We start from the raw sequence: 16,086 nt of genomic DNA, 5'->3' as shown, positions 1-16,086 counted from the left end.
CGCATGCGCGTGATCGTCGCCCCCGACAAGTTCAAGGGCACCCTGAGTGCCCGGGCGGCGGCGGATGCCATGGCCGAGGCCGTGCACGCGTGGCGACGCAGCGCGGAGGTGGTGGGCGTGCCCATCGCCGACGGCGGTGACGGCACGCTCGACGCTCTCGGCGGCGCGAACCGCGAGGACGTGGTGACCGGACCCCGGGGGGCGCCGGTGCGTGCGCCGTGGCGCCTCGACGGCGATCGGGCCGTCATCGAGTCGGCCGTTGCATCCGGGCTCGTGCTCGCCGGGGGAGCGAGCGGCAACGATCCCTGGGCCGCCACGAGCCGGGGCGTGGGCGAGCTCGTCGCCCTCGCACTCGACGGCGGCGCGTCGCGCATCGTCGTCGGCATGGGCGGCTCGGCGATGACCGACGGCGGACGCGGAGCGCTCGAGGCTCTCGGTGATCGCGTCCCCTTCGCTTCCGGGCGGGTCGTCGTGCTGACCGACACGACCGTCGCGTTCGACGACGCTGCGCGGGTCTTCGCGCCGCAGAAGGGGGCGGATGCCGCCATGGTGCGGCGCCTCACGCAGCGGCTCGAGACGGATGCCGCGGAGTGGGCGCTTCGCTTCGGATGCGACGTGCGTCGCGTTCCCCGCACGGGCGCCGCGGGTGGGCTCTCGGGCGCGCTGTCGGCGGCGGGTGCGGAGCTGGTCGACGGGGCCGCCTACGTCTCCGACGCGCTGGGGCTGGACACGCTGATCGCGGGCGCCGACCTCGTGCTCACCGGCGAGGGGGCCTTCGATGAGACCTCCCTGGCCGGGAAAGGCCCCGGGCACGTGCTCGCGCTCGCCGCGGCGCACGGGGTGCGCGCCCTCGTGGTCGCGGGGGTCGTCGACGCGGGGGCGGCGGACCTGCGCGCGATGTCGCTCGTCGAGACCGTGGGCGAGCGGCGGGCGCGTCAGGAACCCGCCACCGCCGTCCGGATCGCGACCGCGACGGCGCTGGAGCGGTGGAGCGCCGTCATCCCCTCCTGATCAGGGGCGGGAGGCTATGTGCCTGTGCCTCGACCTCGACGGCGCCGTGCGGTGGGGGCTGCGCCCGCACGAGCGCCGGGGCGATGGCATCCACGGTCTCGTTCGCCGGTTGCCGCGCCGCCGGCACCGCGGGAGGAGGGTCTGCGAGTGCCGGTGGGGCGTAGCCTCATCTCGTGACGTCGCACCCCGCCGAGATCGCCTCGGGCCCGCCCCTCCGGTGGTCGGCGCTGAGCGCGACGGGTCGGCGGGTGCTGCTGGACCTGCTGGTGCACGGGCCGCGCTCTCGCATCCGCATCGCGGAGCGCCTGGGGCTCTCGCGTGCGAGCCTCACGCGAGTGGCGCGCGAGTTGGTCGATGCGGGTCTGATCCTGCCGGGCGACATGCTGGCCAGCGCCTCGCGCGGGCGCCCCGCCGAAGAGCTGCACCTGCGTCCGCAGGCGGCGCACTTCGTCGGGGTGAAGGTGACCGCGGAGCGGGTGTACGCGGTGGTCACCGACCTCGCTGCGACCGTCGTCGACGAACTCGAGATCGCCCTCGTCTCGCCGGCCGAGGGTGAGGTCGTCGACGCGATCGTCGACGCGACCCGGGCGCTGGGAGCCCGGCACGGGACGATGTCGGCGCTCGGCGTCGGGCTCGCGGCCGACGTCCTGCGACGGGAGGGGGAGCCCCTCGTGGCGAGCTCGCCCCTGCTCGGGTGGAGCGCCCCGGTGCCGCTGGCGCGGCTGCTGGCCGAGCGGGTCGGGATGCCCGTCACCATCGCGAACGACGTGCACGCGTTGACAGCCGCTCACCACTGGTTCGGCAGCGGCGTCGACCACCGCTCCGTCGTCGTCTACGGGGTCGGCGCCGGCATCGGGTGCGGCGTCGTCATCGACGACGAGTTGGTGCAGGGGTCTCACGGGCGCAGCGGCCGGGTGGGTCACACCCGGATCGCCCGGACGGGGCGTCCGTGCACGAACGGGCACCCCGACTGCGTGCACAGCTTCGTGAGCATGCCGGCCATCGAAGCGAACGCCGGCGTGGTGCCCGGCGACTACGCCGTCGCCCTCGAGCGTGCGCGCGCCGCCGACGGGCGCGAGCGCGCGGCGTTCGCGTCGGCGGCCTACGCCCTGGGGGCGGCGGTGGCCGAGACGGTGAACCTCCTCGACCCGGAGCTGATCTCTCTCATGGGCGAGGGCCTCGACATGCTCGACCTGGACCCCGCCGCGTTCGACGACGGCCTCAGCGCGCACCTGGAGCAGGTTCCGCGCACGAGCGTCCGCATCGACCGACCGCCTTTCGCCTTCGGTCTGTACGCCCGCGGCGCCGCCGCGACGGCGATCCGCGAGCTGCTCTCGGTCTGACCCGGCGCACACCGCCCCCGACGCGGGGCCTTCCTTCGCGTGCGCGCGGATCGTTTTTGTTTCATAGGTTGACAAAATCGAGCGGGGCGGCGAGGGTAGGACGCGAGCACCCGGGGGTCGGCCCCGGGGAGCATCGGCCGCACCCTCGCCCGGAGCCGGTCGCACCTACAAAGGAGTAGTTCGTGAAGCGCAGCAGTCTTTTCCGCGTGGGGGCCCTCGCCGTCGCGAGTGCCGCCGTCCTGACCACCGCCGGCTGCGCCGGCGATGCGGGGCAGTCCTCGGGTCCGGTGACCCTCGAGTACTGGGCGTGGGCGCCCGGCATCGGCGACGTCATCGATGTCTGGAACGAGCAGAATCCCGACATCCAGGTGAAGGTGGTCGAGGCCGCGGGCGCCGACGACATGATCGCCAAGCTGCTCGCGGCACAGCGCGCGGGCGAGGGTCCCGACCTCGCCCAGGCCGAGTACCAGAAGCTGCCCAACATGGTCGTCAGCGACGTGGCTCTCGACATCAGCGAGTACGCCGACACGTTCACCGACGGTTTCTCCGAGGGGGCGCTGAGCCTGGTCACCGTCGGAGACGGCGTGTACGCCGTGCCCCAGGACACCGGCCCCATGATCTTCATGTACCGCAAGGACGTCTTCGATCAGAACGGATGGAGCGCGCCGTCCACCTGGGACGAGTACGCGGCACTGGCGCAGACGGTGAAGACCACCCTCCCCGGCACCCTGCTCGGGGGCTACCCCGACGACGCGTCGACGATGGCCGCCTACGCGCAGCCCCTCGGCGCCGAGTGGTGGGCCACCAAGGGCGACGCCTGGAAGGTCGGCATCGACGAGGCCCCCACGCAGCGCGTCGTGGACTTCTGGCAGCCGCTGGTCGAGCAGGGTCTCGTCGACACCACGCACTTCTTCACCCCGGAGTGGGGCACGAAGATGAACGACGGCAGCATCCTCAGCTGGACCGCGGGGGCCTGGGCACCCGCCGCCGCGTTCTCGGTGGCGCCCGACACCGCGGGCCTCTGGGCCGCCGCGAAGATGCCCACGTGGGACGGCGAGACCGGCACCGGCTTCATGGGCGGCTCCTCCGTCATGGTGACCAAGAACACCGAGCACCCGAAGGAGGCCGTCGAGTTCCTCCAGTGGCTCAATGCGAGCGACGAGGGCACCAAGGGGCTCATCGACATCGGTCTGTTCCCGGCCTCCTCGGCGGGCCAGTCGCAGCTCGCGGGTCAGCCCGTGCCCGACCTGGTGAGCGACCAGGCGGACTTCTGGGACCTCGCCGTCGACATCGCCGAGAACAGTGCCCCCTTCACCTGGGGTCCGAACGTGCAGGTGGCCTTCGACTCGTGGTCCGACGGGGTGAAGGCCGCGACGCAGAGCGGCGGCTCGTACACCGCCGTCTTGAAGTCGGCTCAGGATGCCGTGGTCGCCGACCTCGAGAAGTCCGGATTCACGGTCCAGTGATCGCCCCGCGGTGGGAGGGCCCGCGCCCTCCCACCGCCGACCCAGGAGAACGACCTGTGACCACCACCGTCTCGCGCGCGGCATCCCGGCGCACCTCCCTCCGGCCCCGCGTGGCCCCGTGGGCGTTCCTCGCGCCCGCGCTCGCGCTGTTCACGATGTTCCTCATCGTGCCCATCGGGTACGCCATCTACCTCAGCGTCATGCAGCTGCGCTCCAGCGGCGGCGCCTTCGGCATCCGTCGGCAGACCTTCGTCGGTCTCGACAACTACGTCGCCTCGCTCACCGATCCCGAACTCGTGGCATCCCTGGGTCGGCTCGGGATCTTCGCCCTCATCTCGGTGCCGCTGACCCTCGGTCTCGCGCTGACGTTCGCGCTGCTGCTGGATCTGCCCGGGGTGCGCCTGGCCCGCTTCTCGCGCCTCGCGATCTTCCTGCCGTATGCCGTGCCCGGGGTGATCGGCGCTCTGCTGTGGGGCTTCCTCTATCTTCCGCGCACGAGCCCTGCGACCTACGTGCTGCAGGCGGTGGGGCTGCCGTCGGTCGACTTCCTGAACGGCTCGTGGCTCTACCTGTCGCTGTCGAACATCGCCGTGTGGGCGGGTGTCGGCTTCAACATGATCGTGATGTACACCGCGTTGCGGTCCATCCCCAGCGAGCTCTACGAGGCGGCCAAGATCGACGGCGCCTCGGAATGGCAGATCGCCTGGCGGATCAAGGTGCCCCTGCTCACCCCCGCGCTCGTGCTGACGTTCCTGTTCTCGATCATCGCCACGCTCCAGGCGTACGGCGAACCCACGACGCTGCGGTCGATGTCGAACTCGATCTCGTTCAACTTCTTCCCGCTGATGAAGATCTACCGCGACGCGTTCAACCTGGACAACACCTCGGGAGCGGCAGCCGCCTCGGTCGTGCTGGCCCTGGGAACCCTCGTCATCTCGCTCGGGCTCCTCCGCCTCCTGCAGCGCCGCACCTTCGGAGAGAACTGATGGCAACCCTCACCGCCGACGCCCCCACGACGCGCGCCCCGCGGCCGCCCGCGCGCCGCCCGCGCCCCGTGACCCGGGGCCGCGTCATCCCCACCCTCGTGCTGTTGATGGGCGCGATCTACACGCTCATCCCGATCGTCTGGGTGATCACCGCCTCGACGAAGTCGCGCGGGGAGCTGTTCAGCACCTTCTCGTTCCTGCCCGGGACCGGGTTCTGGCAGAACCTCGTCGACCTCTCCACCTACGGCGGCGGCGTGTACTGGAAGTGGGCGGGCAACAGCCTGCTCTACGCCGGGGGCGGAGCCGTCCTGTCGACCCTCGTGTCGGCGGCGGCCGGGTACGCGCTCGCCCGCTACCGGTTCCGGGGGCGCGCCGTGGTGTTCAACGTGCTGCTCGCGGGCGTCATGCTGCCGCAGATCACCCTCGCGATCCCGCAGTACTTCCTCATGGCCGAGCTGGGCCTCGCGAACACGTACTGGGCCGTGCTGCTGCCGAGCATCATCAACCCGTTCGGCATCTATCTCGCCACCATCTACGCGCAGTCGTCGGTGCCGGAGGAGACCGTCGAGGCCGCTCGCCTCGACGGGGCGAGCGAGTTCCGCATCTTCCTGTCGATCGCGATGCCCGTGATGGTCCCCGGCCTGATCACCGTGTTCATGCTGCAGTTCGTCGGCATCTGGAACAACTTCCTGCTGCCGTTCATCATGCTCAGCAACGAGCAGCTCTATCCCCTCACCACGGGTCTCTACCTGCTGCTCAATCGCGGCACGGGGACGCCCGCGCTCTACTCGCTCGCGATCGTCGGTGCGCTGCTCGCCATCGTGCCGCTCCTGCTCCTGATGATCTTCCTGCAGCGCTTCTGGCGACTCGACCTCGTCAGCGGCAGCCTCAAGGGCTGACGTCCTCCGCTCGCGCCTCCTCCCCACGAAAGAACCATGAACGACTTCTCCTCGCACGCCGCCGACCTGCCCGCCCCCACCCGCTTCGATTGGATCGCCGACGGCATCGCCTTCGGAGCCGACTACAACCCCGAGCAATGGCCCGAGGAGCTGTGGCCCGAGGACATCGCGCTGATGCAGCGCGCGGGAGTGACCTCGGTGTCGCTCGGCATCTTCTCGTGGGGCCTGCTCGAGACCGCCGACGGGGTCTGGGACTGGGGGTGGCTGGACCGCATCATGGACCTGCTGCACGCCGGCGGAATCGGGGTGAACCTGGCCACCCCGACCGCGGCGCCGCCGATCTGGCTCCTGCGGGCGCACCCCGAGATGGCGACGGTGGATGCCGACGGCCACCGCACCGCGCAGGGAGGGCGCCTCGCCTGGTCGCCGAGTTCTGCGGTGTTCCGCCGCTACGCGCTGCGCGTCGTGCGCGCGATCGCCGAGCGGTACGGCTCGCATCCGGCGCTGCGCATGTGGCACGTCAGCAATGAGATCGGCAATGAGAACGGGCGCTGCTACAGCGAGGAGACGGCCGCGGCCTTCCGCCTCTGGCTCGCCGAGCGCTTCGGCGAGGTCTCGCGTCTGAACGCTGCGTGGGGCACCGCGTTCTGGGGGCACCACTACACCTCGTTCGACCAGATCGAGCCGCCGCGCGGCGCACGCACGGGGCACAACCCCGGTCTGCTGCTCGATTTCGAGCGCTTCACCTCCGACGCGTTGATCGGCCACTACCGCGCCGAGCGCGACGAACTGCGACGGATCACCCCCGGAATCCCGATCACGACGAACTTCATGGTGATGAACACCCCGGGCGCCACCGATCACGAGGTGTGGGCCCGCGAGGTCGACATCGTCGCGAACGACCATTACACGATCGGGGCCGACCCGTTCCGGCACAGCGAGCTGGCCTTCAGCGCCGACCGCGTGCGCGGCCTGGTCGGCGGGCGCCCCTGGATGCTCATGGAGCACTCGACGGCCGCGGTGAACTGGCAGGGCGTGAACCGCGCGAAGTCCGTCGGCGAGATGGCGCGCGACTCCCTCGCGCACGTGGCTCGGGGCTCCGACGGCATCCTGTTCTTCCAGTGGCGGGCGTCGACGGCGGGAGCCGAGCAGTACCACTCGGCGATGCTGCCGCATGCCGGGGCGGACTCCGCGATCTTCCGCGACGTCGAACGGCTCGGCGCGACGCTGAAGGCCCTCGCCCCCGTGCGGGGGACGCGGGTCGAGAAGGCGCGGGTCGCCCTGCTCTTCGACCACGACACGGTCGCGGCCCTGCGCAGCGGCCGCATGCCCAGCGACCTGGTCGACCCGATGGACATGCCGATCGCGATCCACCGCGCCCTCACGCTGCGCGGCGTCGCCGTCGACGTGCTGCCGTCCTCCGCCGACCTCGACGGATACGCGGCGGTCGTCGTTCCCACCCTCTACCTGACCGATGACGCGCTGCCCGCGCGCCTCGAGCGGCTCGCGAACGACGGCGCCCATGTGCTCGTGACGTACCTCTCCGGCATCGTCGACCCCGAGAACCGCGTGCGCGCCGGCGGATATCCGGGCGCCTTCCGCGATCTGCTCGGCATCCGCGTCGACGAGTTCTTCCCGCTCATGGCGGGCGAGAGCGTGACGCTCGACAGCGGCCATACGGCGTCGGTGTGGCTCGAGAACGTCGATGCCCGCGACAGCGAGGTGCGCGCACGCGTGACCAGCGGCGAACGCTCCGGCACGGCGACCTGGACGCGGCGTTCGCTCGGACGCGGGAGCGCGTCGTACCTCGCGACCCGCCCCGACACCGAAGGTCTCGACGCGGTGCTGTCCGATCTGCTCGACGCCGCCGGGGTGGGCCCGGTGGTCGCGTCCGAGCCCGGGCTCGACGTGATCCGACGGGTGGGCGACGGCTCGTCGTTCCTCTTCCTGATCAACCACACGGATGCCGAGCGCTCGGCGTCGGCGTCGGGGCGCGACCTCGTGACGGGGGAGCGGCACGACGGCACCGTGCGGGTGGCATCCGGAGCCGTCGTCGTCGTGGAGGAGGAGCGATGAAGTTCACCGACGGGTTCTGGCAGCTGCGGCCGGGCGTGCGCGCGCTGTACGCGCAGGAGGCGGTCGACATCCGCGAGGTCGAGACGATCGACGGCCCGGGCCTGCGGGTGCTCGCCCCGACGAAGGTGATCGAGCGCCGCGGCGACACGCTGAACCGGCCCGTGCTCACCACGACCCTGTCGTCGCCGGCGGAGGGGGTCGTGCGCGTGCGCATCGAGCATCACACCGGTCGGGGCCGCGGCTGCTCCTTCCCGCTGCCGGGCGCCGGTCGCGGGGCCGGAGCGGTCGATGCGGAGGCGGGGGTGCTGCGCAGTGGGGCCCTCGAGGCGCGGGTGACCGCCGGTGCGCCGTGGGCGCTGTCGTTCCGATCGGACGGCCGTCTGCTCACCGCCAGCGCGGCCAAGGCCCAGGCCTACGTCACCCTCGACGAGGGGGCGCAGGTCGACCGGGCGATCGTCGACCCGGCGGGATCGAGCCCGCCGCGCACGTTCGTCCACGAGCAGCTCGACCTCGGCGTCGGCGAGCTCGTCTACGGCCTCGGCGAGAGGTTCGGGCCGCTGGTGAAGAACGGCCAGTCCGTCGACATCTGGAACGCCGACGGCGGCACCTCCAGTGAGCAGGCGTACAAGAACGTGCCCCTGTACGTCTCGAACCGCGGGTACGGCGTACTCGTCAACGACCCGGGCCACGTGTCCTTCGAGGTGGCCTCCGAGGCGGTCGAGCGCGTGCAGTTCTCCGTCGCGGGCGAGGCTCTGGAGTACTTCGTCTTCGACGGCCCGACCCCGAAGGACGTGCTCTCGCGCTACACGGCTCTCACCGGACGGCCCCCGGTCGTGCCGGCATGGTCGTACGGCCTGTGGCTGTCGACGAGCTTCACCACCGACTACGACGAGGCGACCGTCACCTCGTTCATCGACGAGATGGCCCGCCGCGAGCTGCCCGTGTCGGTGTTCCACTTCGACTGCTTCTGGATGCGCGAGTTCCAGTGGTGCGACTTCGAGTGGGATCCCCGCGTCTTCCCCGACCCCGACGGCATGCTCCGGCGCCTGCACGAGCGTGACCTGCGCGTGTGCGTGTGGATCAACCCGTACATCGGCCAGGCCTCGCCGCTGTTCGCCGAGGCGGCCGAAGCGGGCTACCTCGTGCGCCGAGCCGACGGATCGGTGTGGCAGTGGGACCTGTGGCAGGCCGGAATGGGCCTGGTCGATTTCACCGACCCGGATGCCACCCGCTGGTTCCAGGAGCACCTCCGCCGCCTCGTGCGGCAGGGCGTGGACTGTTTCAAGACCGACTTCGGAGAGCGCATCCCCCTCGACGTCGTCTACGCCGACGGCATCGCGCCCGACCGCATGCACAACCTCTACACCGAGCTGTACAACCGCGCGGTCTACGACGTGCTCGTCCAGGAGCGCGGCGAGGGCGACGCGGTGCTGTTCGCGCGGTCGGCCACGGCCGGCGGGCAGAGCATGCCCGTGCACTGGGGAGGGGACTCCACCTCGACGTTCGCGTCGATGGCCGAGACCCTGCGCGGAGGCCTGTCGCTCGCGATGAGCGGCTTCGCGCACTGGAGTCACGACATCGGCGGCTTCGAAGGGCTTCCGGATGCCGCGGTGTTCAAGCGCTGGACCGCATTCGGCCTGCTCGGAACCCACAGTCGCTTCCACGGATCCGAGTCGTACCGCGTGCCGTGGCAGTTCGACGACGAGGCGGTGGAGATCACGCGCCTGTTCACGAACCTCAAGATGCGGCTGATGCCGTACCTCTTCCAACTCGGTCTGACCGCCGCCGACACCGGCGTGCCGGTCATGCGGCCGATGGCGTTGGAGTTCCCCGACGACCCGGCCGTCGCCCACCTCGATCGGCAGTACATGCTCGGCTCCGACCTCCTCGTCGCGCCGGTGTTCTCGGCCGAGGGCGATGTGGAGTTCTACCTCCCCGAGGGGCGCTGGACCCACCTGCTGAGCGGCGAGACGGTCGAGGGCGGACGGTGGCTGCGCGAACGCCACGGCTTCGACAGCCTGCCGCTGTACGCCCGCCCGGGCGCTGTCATCCCGTGGGGGGCGCGGGGGGACCGACCCGACTACGACTACCTCGACGGACTCGAGGTGCGCGTCTTCCCCGGCGGCAGCGGAACGCGCGAGATCATCGTCACGACCCCCGACGGGCGATCGTCCGTCCTCACCGTCGACCTCGAGGAGCCCTCCCGATGACCCTTCCCCCGACGGCCGGCTCGACCGACTACCGCGACAGCGGGCTCGTCTTCCCCGAGGGCTTCACGTTCGGCTCGGCCACGGCGTCGTACCAGGTGGAGGGAGCCGCGGCGCAGGACGGCCGGCTCCCCTCGATCTGGGACACCTTCAGCAAGACCCCGGGTCGCGTCTGGAACGGCGACACCGGCGACGTGGCCTGCGACCACTACCACCGCTGGGAGGCCGACCTCGATCTCATGGCGGAGCTGGGCCTCGGCGCCTACCGGTTCTCGATCGCGTGGCCGCGCATCGTCCCCGAGGGCACCGGCGCGGTCAACCAGGCGGGCGTCGACTTCTACTCGCGCCTCGTCGACGGCCTGCTCGAGCGGGGCATCCGGCCGGTGGCGACGCTGTACCACTGGGATCTGCCGCAGACCCTGGAGGATGCCGGCGGTTGGCCGATGCGCGCGACGGCCGACGCCTTCGAGCGCTACGCCGAGATCATGGGCGCGGCTCTGGGCGATCGCATCCACACCTGGACGACGCTGAACGAACCCTGGTGCTCGGCCTACCTCGGCTACGGGCAGGGCGGACACGCGCCGGGGCGACACGAACCGGCCGCCGCGCTCGCCGCGGTGCACCACCTGAACCTCGCGCACGGCCGCGCGGTGCAGGCGCTGCGGGCCACCTCGACCGGCGACCCGGAGTACTCGGTGACGCTGAACTTCCACGTGCCGCGAGGCCGCGGTGAGCAGGCGGCGGAGGCGGTGCGACGCGTGGACGCCCTCGCCAACCGGGCCTTCACCGGCCCGATGCTGCGCGGGGCCTATCCCGACGACCTGCTGGCCGACACGGCATCCGTCACCGACTGGTCGTTCGTGCACGAGGGCGACCTGGAGGCCATCCATCAGCCCCTCGACGTGCTGGGCGTGAACTACTACTCCACCGTCACCGCGCAGATCTGGGACGGGGTGTCGCCGAAGCAGAGCAACGACGGACACAAGGCCGCCGCCGGCGGCACGGCGTGGCCCGGGAGCGACGACGTGCTCGAGTTCCTGCCGCAGCCGGGCCCGTCGACCGCCATGGGCTGGAACATCGCGCCCGAGGGACTCGAGGAGCTCCTGCTTTCGCTGCGCGAGCAGTTCCCGCAGCAGCCGCTCATGGTGACCGAGAACGGCGCCGCGTTCGACGACGTCGTGGCCGACGACGGGTCCGTCCCCGACCCGGAACGGCTCGACTACCTGCGCCGTCACTTCACCGCCGCCCACCGCGCCCTCGAGCAGGGCGTCGATCTGCGCGGCTACTTCGTGTGGTCGCTGATGGACAACTTCGAATGGGGCTACGGCTACGCGAAGCGCTTCGGCATCGTCCGCGTCGACTTCGACACCCTCGAGCGCACCGTGAAGGACAGCGGGCGCTGGTACGCCGGGCTCGCGCGCACGGGGGTGCTGCCGGCCTGAGGCATCTCCTCAGCCGAAGCGCTCGCGCAGGCGGGGGATGATCTCCTCGCCGTACATGCGCAGGAACTCCTCCTGGTCGTGTCCGGGGTCGTGGAACACGAGGTGGCGGAAGCCGAGGTCGACATAGCGCGCGATGCGGTCGACGTGCTCGTCGGGGTCGGTGGAGACGATGAAGCGGGATGCCGCCCGCTCGATCGGCAGCTCGTCGGCCAGGCGCTGCATCTCGAGCGGATCGTGAACGCTCATCTTCTCTTCCGCCGACAGGGCCAGCGGCGCCCAGAAGCGGGTCTTCTCCAGTGCGGTGTCGTGGTCGGGGTGAAACGACACCTTCACCTCCATCAGGGTGTCGATGTCGTCACGCGTGCGGCCCGCCTTCGACAGGCCGTCGTCGAGCGCGGGCAGAAGCGTCTCCGCGTAGAGGGAGGGGTCTTTGCCGCTCGTGGTGATGTAGCCCTGGGCGATCCGGCCCGCCAGACGCGTCGCCGCCGGACCGGAGGCGCCGATGTAGATCGGGACCTTCTGCTCGGGGCGGTCGTAGATGGTGGCATCCTTCACCGAGTAGTACGTGCCGTCGAAGGTGACGCGGTCCTCGCTCCACAGCCTGTCGATGAGGGTGATCGCCTCTTTCAGTCGCTGGAAGCGCTCAGGACCCTCGGGCCAGTCGAGACCGAGGGTCACCTCGTTGAGCGCCTCGCCCGTGCCGACGCCGAGCGCCACCCGGCCGGGGAACATCACGCCCAAGGTCGCGAACACCTGGGCGATGACACCCGGGTGGTAGCGGAAGGTCGGGGTGAGCACGCTCGTGCCGATGATCACGCGTTCGGTGCGCGCGCCCAGCGCGCCGAGCCACGGGAGGGCGTTCGGGGCGTGGCCGCCGTCGTGTCGCCACGGCTGCAGGTGGTCGGAGAGGAAGACGGAGTCGAAGGCCATCTCCTCGGCCAGGACGCCAAAGTCAAGGAGCTCGTTGGGCCCGAACTGCTCGCTCGAGGCCTTGTATCCCAAACGCAGGGGTACGCCCATGGTCGTCCTCACTCGGCGACGGCGAGGCCGCCGTACAGATCGGTGCGCCGGTCGCGCAGGAACGGGCGGGTCGCGCGGATGGATGCCACGCGGGCAGCATCCATGTCGGCCACCGCCACCCCGTCGCCCTCGTCGACGACCGCGAGGATCTCGCCGCTCGGGCCGTAGACCGCGCTCGTGCCGAAGTAGTCCTTCACGCCCTCGACGCCGGACCGGTTGGCGCACACGACGTACATGCCGTTCGCGACGGCTTGGGCGCGCAGCTCGAGCTGGAAGACCTCTTTCATGGGGGCGCTGGCACAAGCGACCGGGATCGACAGGACCACCCCGCCGTCCAGCGCGACCAGGCGGCCGAGCTCGGGGAAGTGCCGCTCGTAGCAGATGATCGTGCCGACCGGACCGACCGTCGTGTCGACCGCCGCCGGCGGTTCCTGCCCGGGACGGAAGTAAAACTTCTCGGGGAAGCCGTTAGAGAACGGCAGGTGCGACTTGCGATATACCTGCACCAGCTCGCCGTCGACGAACGTGCACGCGGTGTTCGCGTAGACGCCCGGTACCTCGCGGCTCTCGAAGATCGACGAGACGATGCTCACCCCGTGACGGCGCGACGCGTCGCGGACCATCGCGTTCGAGGGGCCGTCGAGGGACTCGGCGTGCACGAAGAAGTCGGGGTCGGGCTCGGGCTGCACGAAGGGGGCCGCGAACAGCTCGGGCAGGACGATCAGCCCGGCCCCCTCGCCGACGGCCTCGGCGATCAGGCGATCGGTCGCCTCCAGCACGTCGTCGCGATCCTGCCCGGTGGCCAGCTGCAGGGCGGCGACCCGCGAGACGGCGCTCACGCGAGGCCCATCTCGGTCGACAGCTCGCCGATGACGTCGTCGAGCACCGAGAGGGCGAACGAGATCTCGTCCTCGTTGATGATGAGCGGCGGTGTCAGACGCAGCACGTTGTTGTTCGCGCTGAGGTACAGGCCCTGGCGCCAGGCCGAGGCGACCAGCTTCTGCATCGGGGCGGCGGCCGCCCCGACCGCACCGAACGGAACGAGAGGTTCGCGGGTGGCCGGGTCGGTGACGAACTCGACGCCGTAGAAGAGGCCGATGCCGCGGACGTCGCCCATCACCGGGTACCGGCTCTGCAGCGCGCGGAGGCCGGCATCCAACTGCGCCCCACGGGCGCGCACGTTGTCGAGGATGTTCTCCTCTTCCATGATCCGCAGGGATGCCAGCGCGCTGGCCGCCGCGAGCGGGTGACCCGCGTAGGTCTGTCCGCCCCAGAACTTGTTCTCGTTCAGCCACGCGCGCGAACGCTCGCCCACCGTCATGGCGCCGAGCGGCACGTAGCCGGAATTCAGACCTTTGGCGCTCGTGACGATGTCGGGCACGACGTCCCAGTTCTGCACCGCGAAGTACTCGCCCGTGCGGCCGTAGCCGGCCATGACCTCATCGCAGATGAGGAAGATGCCGTGGCGATCGCACACCTCGCGGAGCGAGGCGAGGTAGCCGTCCGGCGGGACCAGGATGCCGTTGGTGCCCGTGACGGTCTCGATGACGATCGCGGCGATGGTCGACGGATCCTCGTACTGCAGGATCTCCTCGACGTGAGGCGCGCCCAGGCACACCGGATCCTCCTCGGGAGGACGGCCGCTCGGGGTGCGGTACACGTACGGGTCGTGGAACCGGACGACGCCCGGGACGCCCGGGCCGCCCGCATGGTGGTGGCGCGGGTCGCCGGTCAACGACAGCGCTCCCGCCGTCGCGCCGTGGTACGAGCGATAGCGCGCCATCACCTTCGGGCGCCCGGTGATGTGCTGCGCCAGACGCACGGCGTTCTCGTTCGCCTCGGCGCCGCCGGTGGTGAAGAAGCTCATCTCCAGGTCGCCCGGGGCGATCTCGGCGATGCGCTCGCCGAGCTCGGCGCGCGCGCGGACGGCGAAGTTCGGGCCCATGTACGCCATGGTGCGCACCTGGTCGACGATGGCCTCGACGAGCTTCGGGTGCTGGTGGCCCAGGTTCAGGTTGACCAGCTGCGACTGGAAGTCGAGGTAGCGGTTGCCCTCCGTGTCCCAGAACCAGCTGCCCTCGCCGTGCGAGATCGCGGCCTGTGCGGGCTTTCCCTGCACGGACCAGGAGCGGATGACGTAGCGCTGCTCGGCCTCCTGGATGCGCGAGGTCGTCCAGGTGTCGCTCGCGGTGTCCAGGCTCACGGGGCCACCTCCGCTCCGAAGGCGGCGAGACGGGCGAGGGGGCGGCCGGTGTTCGCGGCGACGCACGCGATCACGATCTCGTCGGGGCGCGGGGCGTCGGGGATCACGAGGGTGATCGTCTGATGGTGCGAGCGGGTCTTGGCATCCAGCTTGTGCTTCAGCGGCACGTCGATCGCGGCACCGGTGAGCCCGACCTTCTCGGCGGCGGGCAGGAGTTCGGTGCCTCCCGCGGCCGTGCGGAACTCGTTGCCGAAGCGCAGGTTGTGGATGAGCGCCGAGCCGTGCTCGACCTCTCCGCCGAGTCCCACCAATGCGGCCTTGCCGAAGGCCTCGACCTCCGCGTCGAGCAGGTCGACGCACGCGGGGCCGAGCAGGCGTCCGATCTCGGCGCCGATCTCGTCGGCCGTGCTGACCAGGTCCTGCACATAGGCGCCGGTGCCGTACGGGTTGGCGATGACGGCGGCCACCCAGGCGACGACGTGCGTCGAGGGCAGGTCCTGCCCGTTCTCGCGGAGGGTCTCCTCGCGGTGACGGACGATCTTGCGGACGGAGAGGGTCATTGCGGCGCTCGATTCTCTGAACTCGGGGTGAGGTGATAGGCCTCGGGACGACGGTCTCCGAGGGGGCGGTTGAAGGGATCGTTCCGGCGGGCGGGGCGCGACCCGATGGGGTCGATGCGCGCGGTGACGATGGCGGGGGTGTCGGGCGCCGGGCCGGCGAGGAGCCACCCGTCGGGTCCGACGATGACGCTGTCGCCGATGAAGCGCTGGCCGCGTTCGATGCCGACGCGACTGCAGGCCGCGACGAAGACCTGGTTCGAGTGGGCGTTGGCCATCGCCATCATGTTCGCCAGCGACGGGCCCGGCTGCTGCCCCGGATTGGGGACCCAGTCGCTCGGGGCGAGGACGAGGTCGGCGCCCTGCAGGGCGAGGCTGCGCGCGCTCTCGGGGAACCACGCGTCGTAGCAGATGAGCATCCCCACGCGGCCGAAGGGGGTCTCGACGACGGGGAAGCCGTCTCCGGCGTCGAACACGTCCTTCTCGGTGTTCCACAGGTGCACCTTGCGATACACCGCCTCCACACCGGAGGGCGAGATGAGCACCGCGCTGTTGTAGACCCGGTCGCCGTCTCGTTCGCCGACCCCGCCGCAGATCCATACGTCCAGCTCCCGAGCGAGCTCGTGCCACGCGACGATCGTCGGTCCGTCGGGGATCGGCTGCGAAGCGGCGTACGACTCGGCGTAGTCGGTGAAGGCCCATCCCGCGCTCGCGCACTCGGGAAGCACGATGACGCGGGCGCCGAGGGCGGCGGCATCCCGGATCGCTGTCTCGCTCGACGCGATGTTCGCGGGGATGTCGCCGATCTGCGGATCGAACTGCGCGCAGGCGATGAGGAAGTCGGTGCTCATGGTGTCTCGCTCTCGCGAGGGCGGG

General features: G+C 70.9%; 13 protein-coding genes. 8 read left to right on the top strand and 5 right to left on the bottom strand.

Annotated elements, in window-relative coordinates; genetic code table 11:
* The first annotated feature begins 3 nt into the window (after nucleotides 1-3).
* From AB0N82_RS03395 to AB0N82_RS03360, 8 genes are all read left to right on the top strand, one after another.
* On the top strand, nucleotides 4-1,011 hold the full coding sequence (locus AB0N82_RS03395; protein WP_363388134.1) for a glycerate kinase: 1,008 nt from the start codon (nucleotides 4-6) through the stop codon (nucleotides 1,009-1,011).
* Nucleotides 1,012-1,184: 173 nt separating this feature from the next.
* On the top strand, nucleotides 1,185-2,354 hold the full coding sequence (locus AB0N82_RS03390) for an ROK family transcriptional regulator (protein WP_363388131.1): 1,170 nt from the start codon (nucleotides 1,185-1,187) through the stop codon (nucleotides 2,352-2,354).
* 182 nt (nucleotides 2,355-2,536) lie between these two features.
* A complete protein-coding gene (locus AB0N82_RS03385) occupies nucleotides 2,537-3,820 on the top strand; it encodes an extracellular solute-binding protein (RefSeq protein WP_363388128.1) in 1,284 nt (427 codons plus the stop codon).
* Nucleotides 3,821-3,876: 56 nt separating this feature from the next.
* A complete protein-coding gene (locus AB0N82_RS03380; protein WP_363388125.1) occupies nucleotides 3,877-4,806 on the top strand; it encodes a sugar ABC transporter permease in 930 nt (309 codons plus the stop codon).
* The gene (locus AB0N82_RS03375) at nucleotides 4,806-5,705 is read left to right on the top strand and encodes a carbohydrate ABC transporter permease (RefSeq protein WP_315994015.1); all 900 of its coding nucleotides are present in this window, start codon (nucleotides 4,806-4,808) and stop codon (nucleotides 5,703-5,705) included. The genes AB0N82_RS03380 and AB0N82_RS03375 overlap by 1 nt, the downstream gene beginning before the upstream one ends.
* A 36-nt stretch (nucleotides 5,706-5,741) precedes the next feature.
* Entirely contained in the window at nucleotides 5,742-7,781 is a 2,040-nt protein-coding gene (locus AB0N82_RS03370; RefSeq protein ID WP_363388122.1) for a beta-galactosidase, read from the top strand.
* Nucleotides 7,778-9,991, top strand: coding sequence for an alpha-xylosidase (gene yicI / locus AB0N82_RS03365; RefSeq protein ID WP_363388119.1), 2,214 nt, complete (start codon nucleotides 7,778-7,780; stop codon nucleotides 9,989-9,991). The genes AB0N82_RS03370 and yicI overlap by 4 nt, the downstream gene beginning before the upstream one ends.
* A complete protein-coding gene (locus AB0N82_RS03360; protein ID WP_363388116.1) occupies nucleotides 9,988-11,430 on the top strand; it encodes a GH1 family beta-glucosidase in 1,443 nt (480 codons plus the stop codon). Before yicI ends, AB0N82_RS03360 begins: the two co-directional genes overlap by 4 nt.
* A 9-nt stretch (nucleotides 11,431-11,439) precedes the next feature.
* On the opposite strand, the gene fgd is transcribed toward AB0N82_RS03360, so the two are convergent.
* From fgd to AB0N82_RS03335, 5 genes are read right to left on the bottom strand one after another with little or no spacing between them, the layout of a single operon-like run.
* The gene (gene fgd / locus AB0N82_RS03355) at nucleotides 11,440-12,450 is read right to left on the bottom strand and encodes a glucose-6-phosphate dehydrogenase (coenzyme-F420) (RefSeq protein WP_363388113.1); all 1,011 of its coding nucleotides are present in this window, start codon (nucleotides 12,448-12,450) and stop codon (nucleotides 11,440-11,442) included.
* An 8-nt stretch (nucleotides 12,451-12,458) separates the two neighbouring features.
* Entirely contained in the window at nucleotides 12,459-13,289 is an 831-nt protein-coding gene (locus AB0N82_RS03350; RefSeq protein WP_363388110.1) for a nitrilase-related carbon-nitrogen hydrolase, read from the bottom strand.
* On the bottom strand, nucleotides 13,286-14,653 hold the full coding sequence (locus tag AB0N82_RS03345) for an aminotransferase class III-fold pyridoxal phosphate-dependent enzyme (protein ID WP_363388107.1): 1,368 nt from the start codon (nucleotides 14,651-14,653) through the stop codon (nucleotides 13,286-13,288). The genes AB0N82_RS03350 and AB0N82_RS03345 overlap by 4 nt, the downstream gene beginning before the upstream one ends.
* Nucleotides 14,650-15,213, bottom strand: coding sequence for an amino acid synthesis family protein (locus AB0N82_RS03340; RefSeq protein ID WP_363388104.1), 564 nt, complete (start codon nucleotides 15,211-15,213; stop codon nucleotides 14,650-14,652). The genes AB0N82_RS03345 and AB0N82_RS03340 overlap by 4 nt, the downstream gene beginning before the upstream one ends.
* A complete protein-coding gene (locus AB0N82_RS03335) occupies nucleotides 15,210-16,061 on the bottom strand; it encodes a nitrilase family protein (RefSeq protein ID WP_363388101.1) in 852 nt (283 codons plus the stop codon). The genes AB0N82_RS03340 and AB0N82_RS03335 overlap by 4 nt, the downstream gene beginning before the upstream one ends.
* Between the last annotated feature and the right edge of the window lie 25 nt (nucleotides 16,062-16,086).

Source organism: Microbacterium sp. NPDC089186 (genome assembly GCF_040685115.1).
GTDB classification, from domain to species: domain Bacteria; phylum Actinomycetota; class Actinomycetes; order Actinomycetales; family Microbacteriaceae; genus Microbacterium; species Microbacterium galbum.
The sequence above is the reverse complement of the archived record's forward strand: the minus strand, read 5'-3'. Positions and strand labels throughout refer to the sequence as shown.

What these genes read in the sequence shown, in the direction of transcription:
- AB0N82_RS03395 (WP_363388134.1), top strand. Translation starts at nt 4, where the DNA reads ATGCGCGTGATCGTCGCCCCCGACAAGTTCAAGGGCACCCTGAGTGCC.
- AB0N82_RS03375 (WP_315994015.1), top strand. Translation starts at nt 4,806, where the DNA reads ATGGCAACCCTCACCGCCGACGCCCCCACGACGCGCGCCCCGCGGCCG.
- AB0N82_RS03370 (WP_363388122.1), top strand. Translation starts at nt 5,742, where the DNA reads ATGAACGACTTCTCCTCGCACGCCGCCGACCTGCCCGCCCCCACCCGC.
- yicI (WP_363388119.1), top strand. Translation starts at nt 7,778, where the DNA reads ATGAAGTTCACCGACGGGTTCTGGCAGCTGCGGCCGGGCGTGCGCGCG.
- AB0N82_RS03360 (WP_363388116.1), top strand. Translation starts at nt 9,988, where the DNA reads ATGACCCTTCCCCCGACGGCCGGCTCGACCGACTACCGCGACAGCGGG.
- fgd (WP_363388113.1), bottom strand. Translation starts at nt 12,450, where the DNA reads ATGGGCGTACCCCTGCGTTTGGGATACAAGGCCTCGAGCGAGCAGTTC.
- AB0N82_RS03340 (WP_363388104.1), bottom strand. Translation starts at nt 15,213, where the DNA reads ATGACCCTCTCCGTCCGCAAGATCGTCCGTCACCGCGAGGAGACCCTC.
- AB0N82_RS03335 (WP_363388101.1), bottom strand. Translation starts at nt 16,061, where the DNA reads ATGAGCACCGACTTCCTCATCGCCTGCGCGCAGTTCGATCCGCAGATC.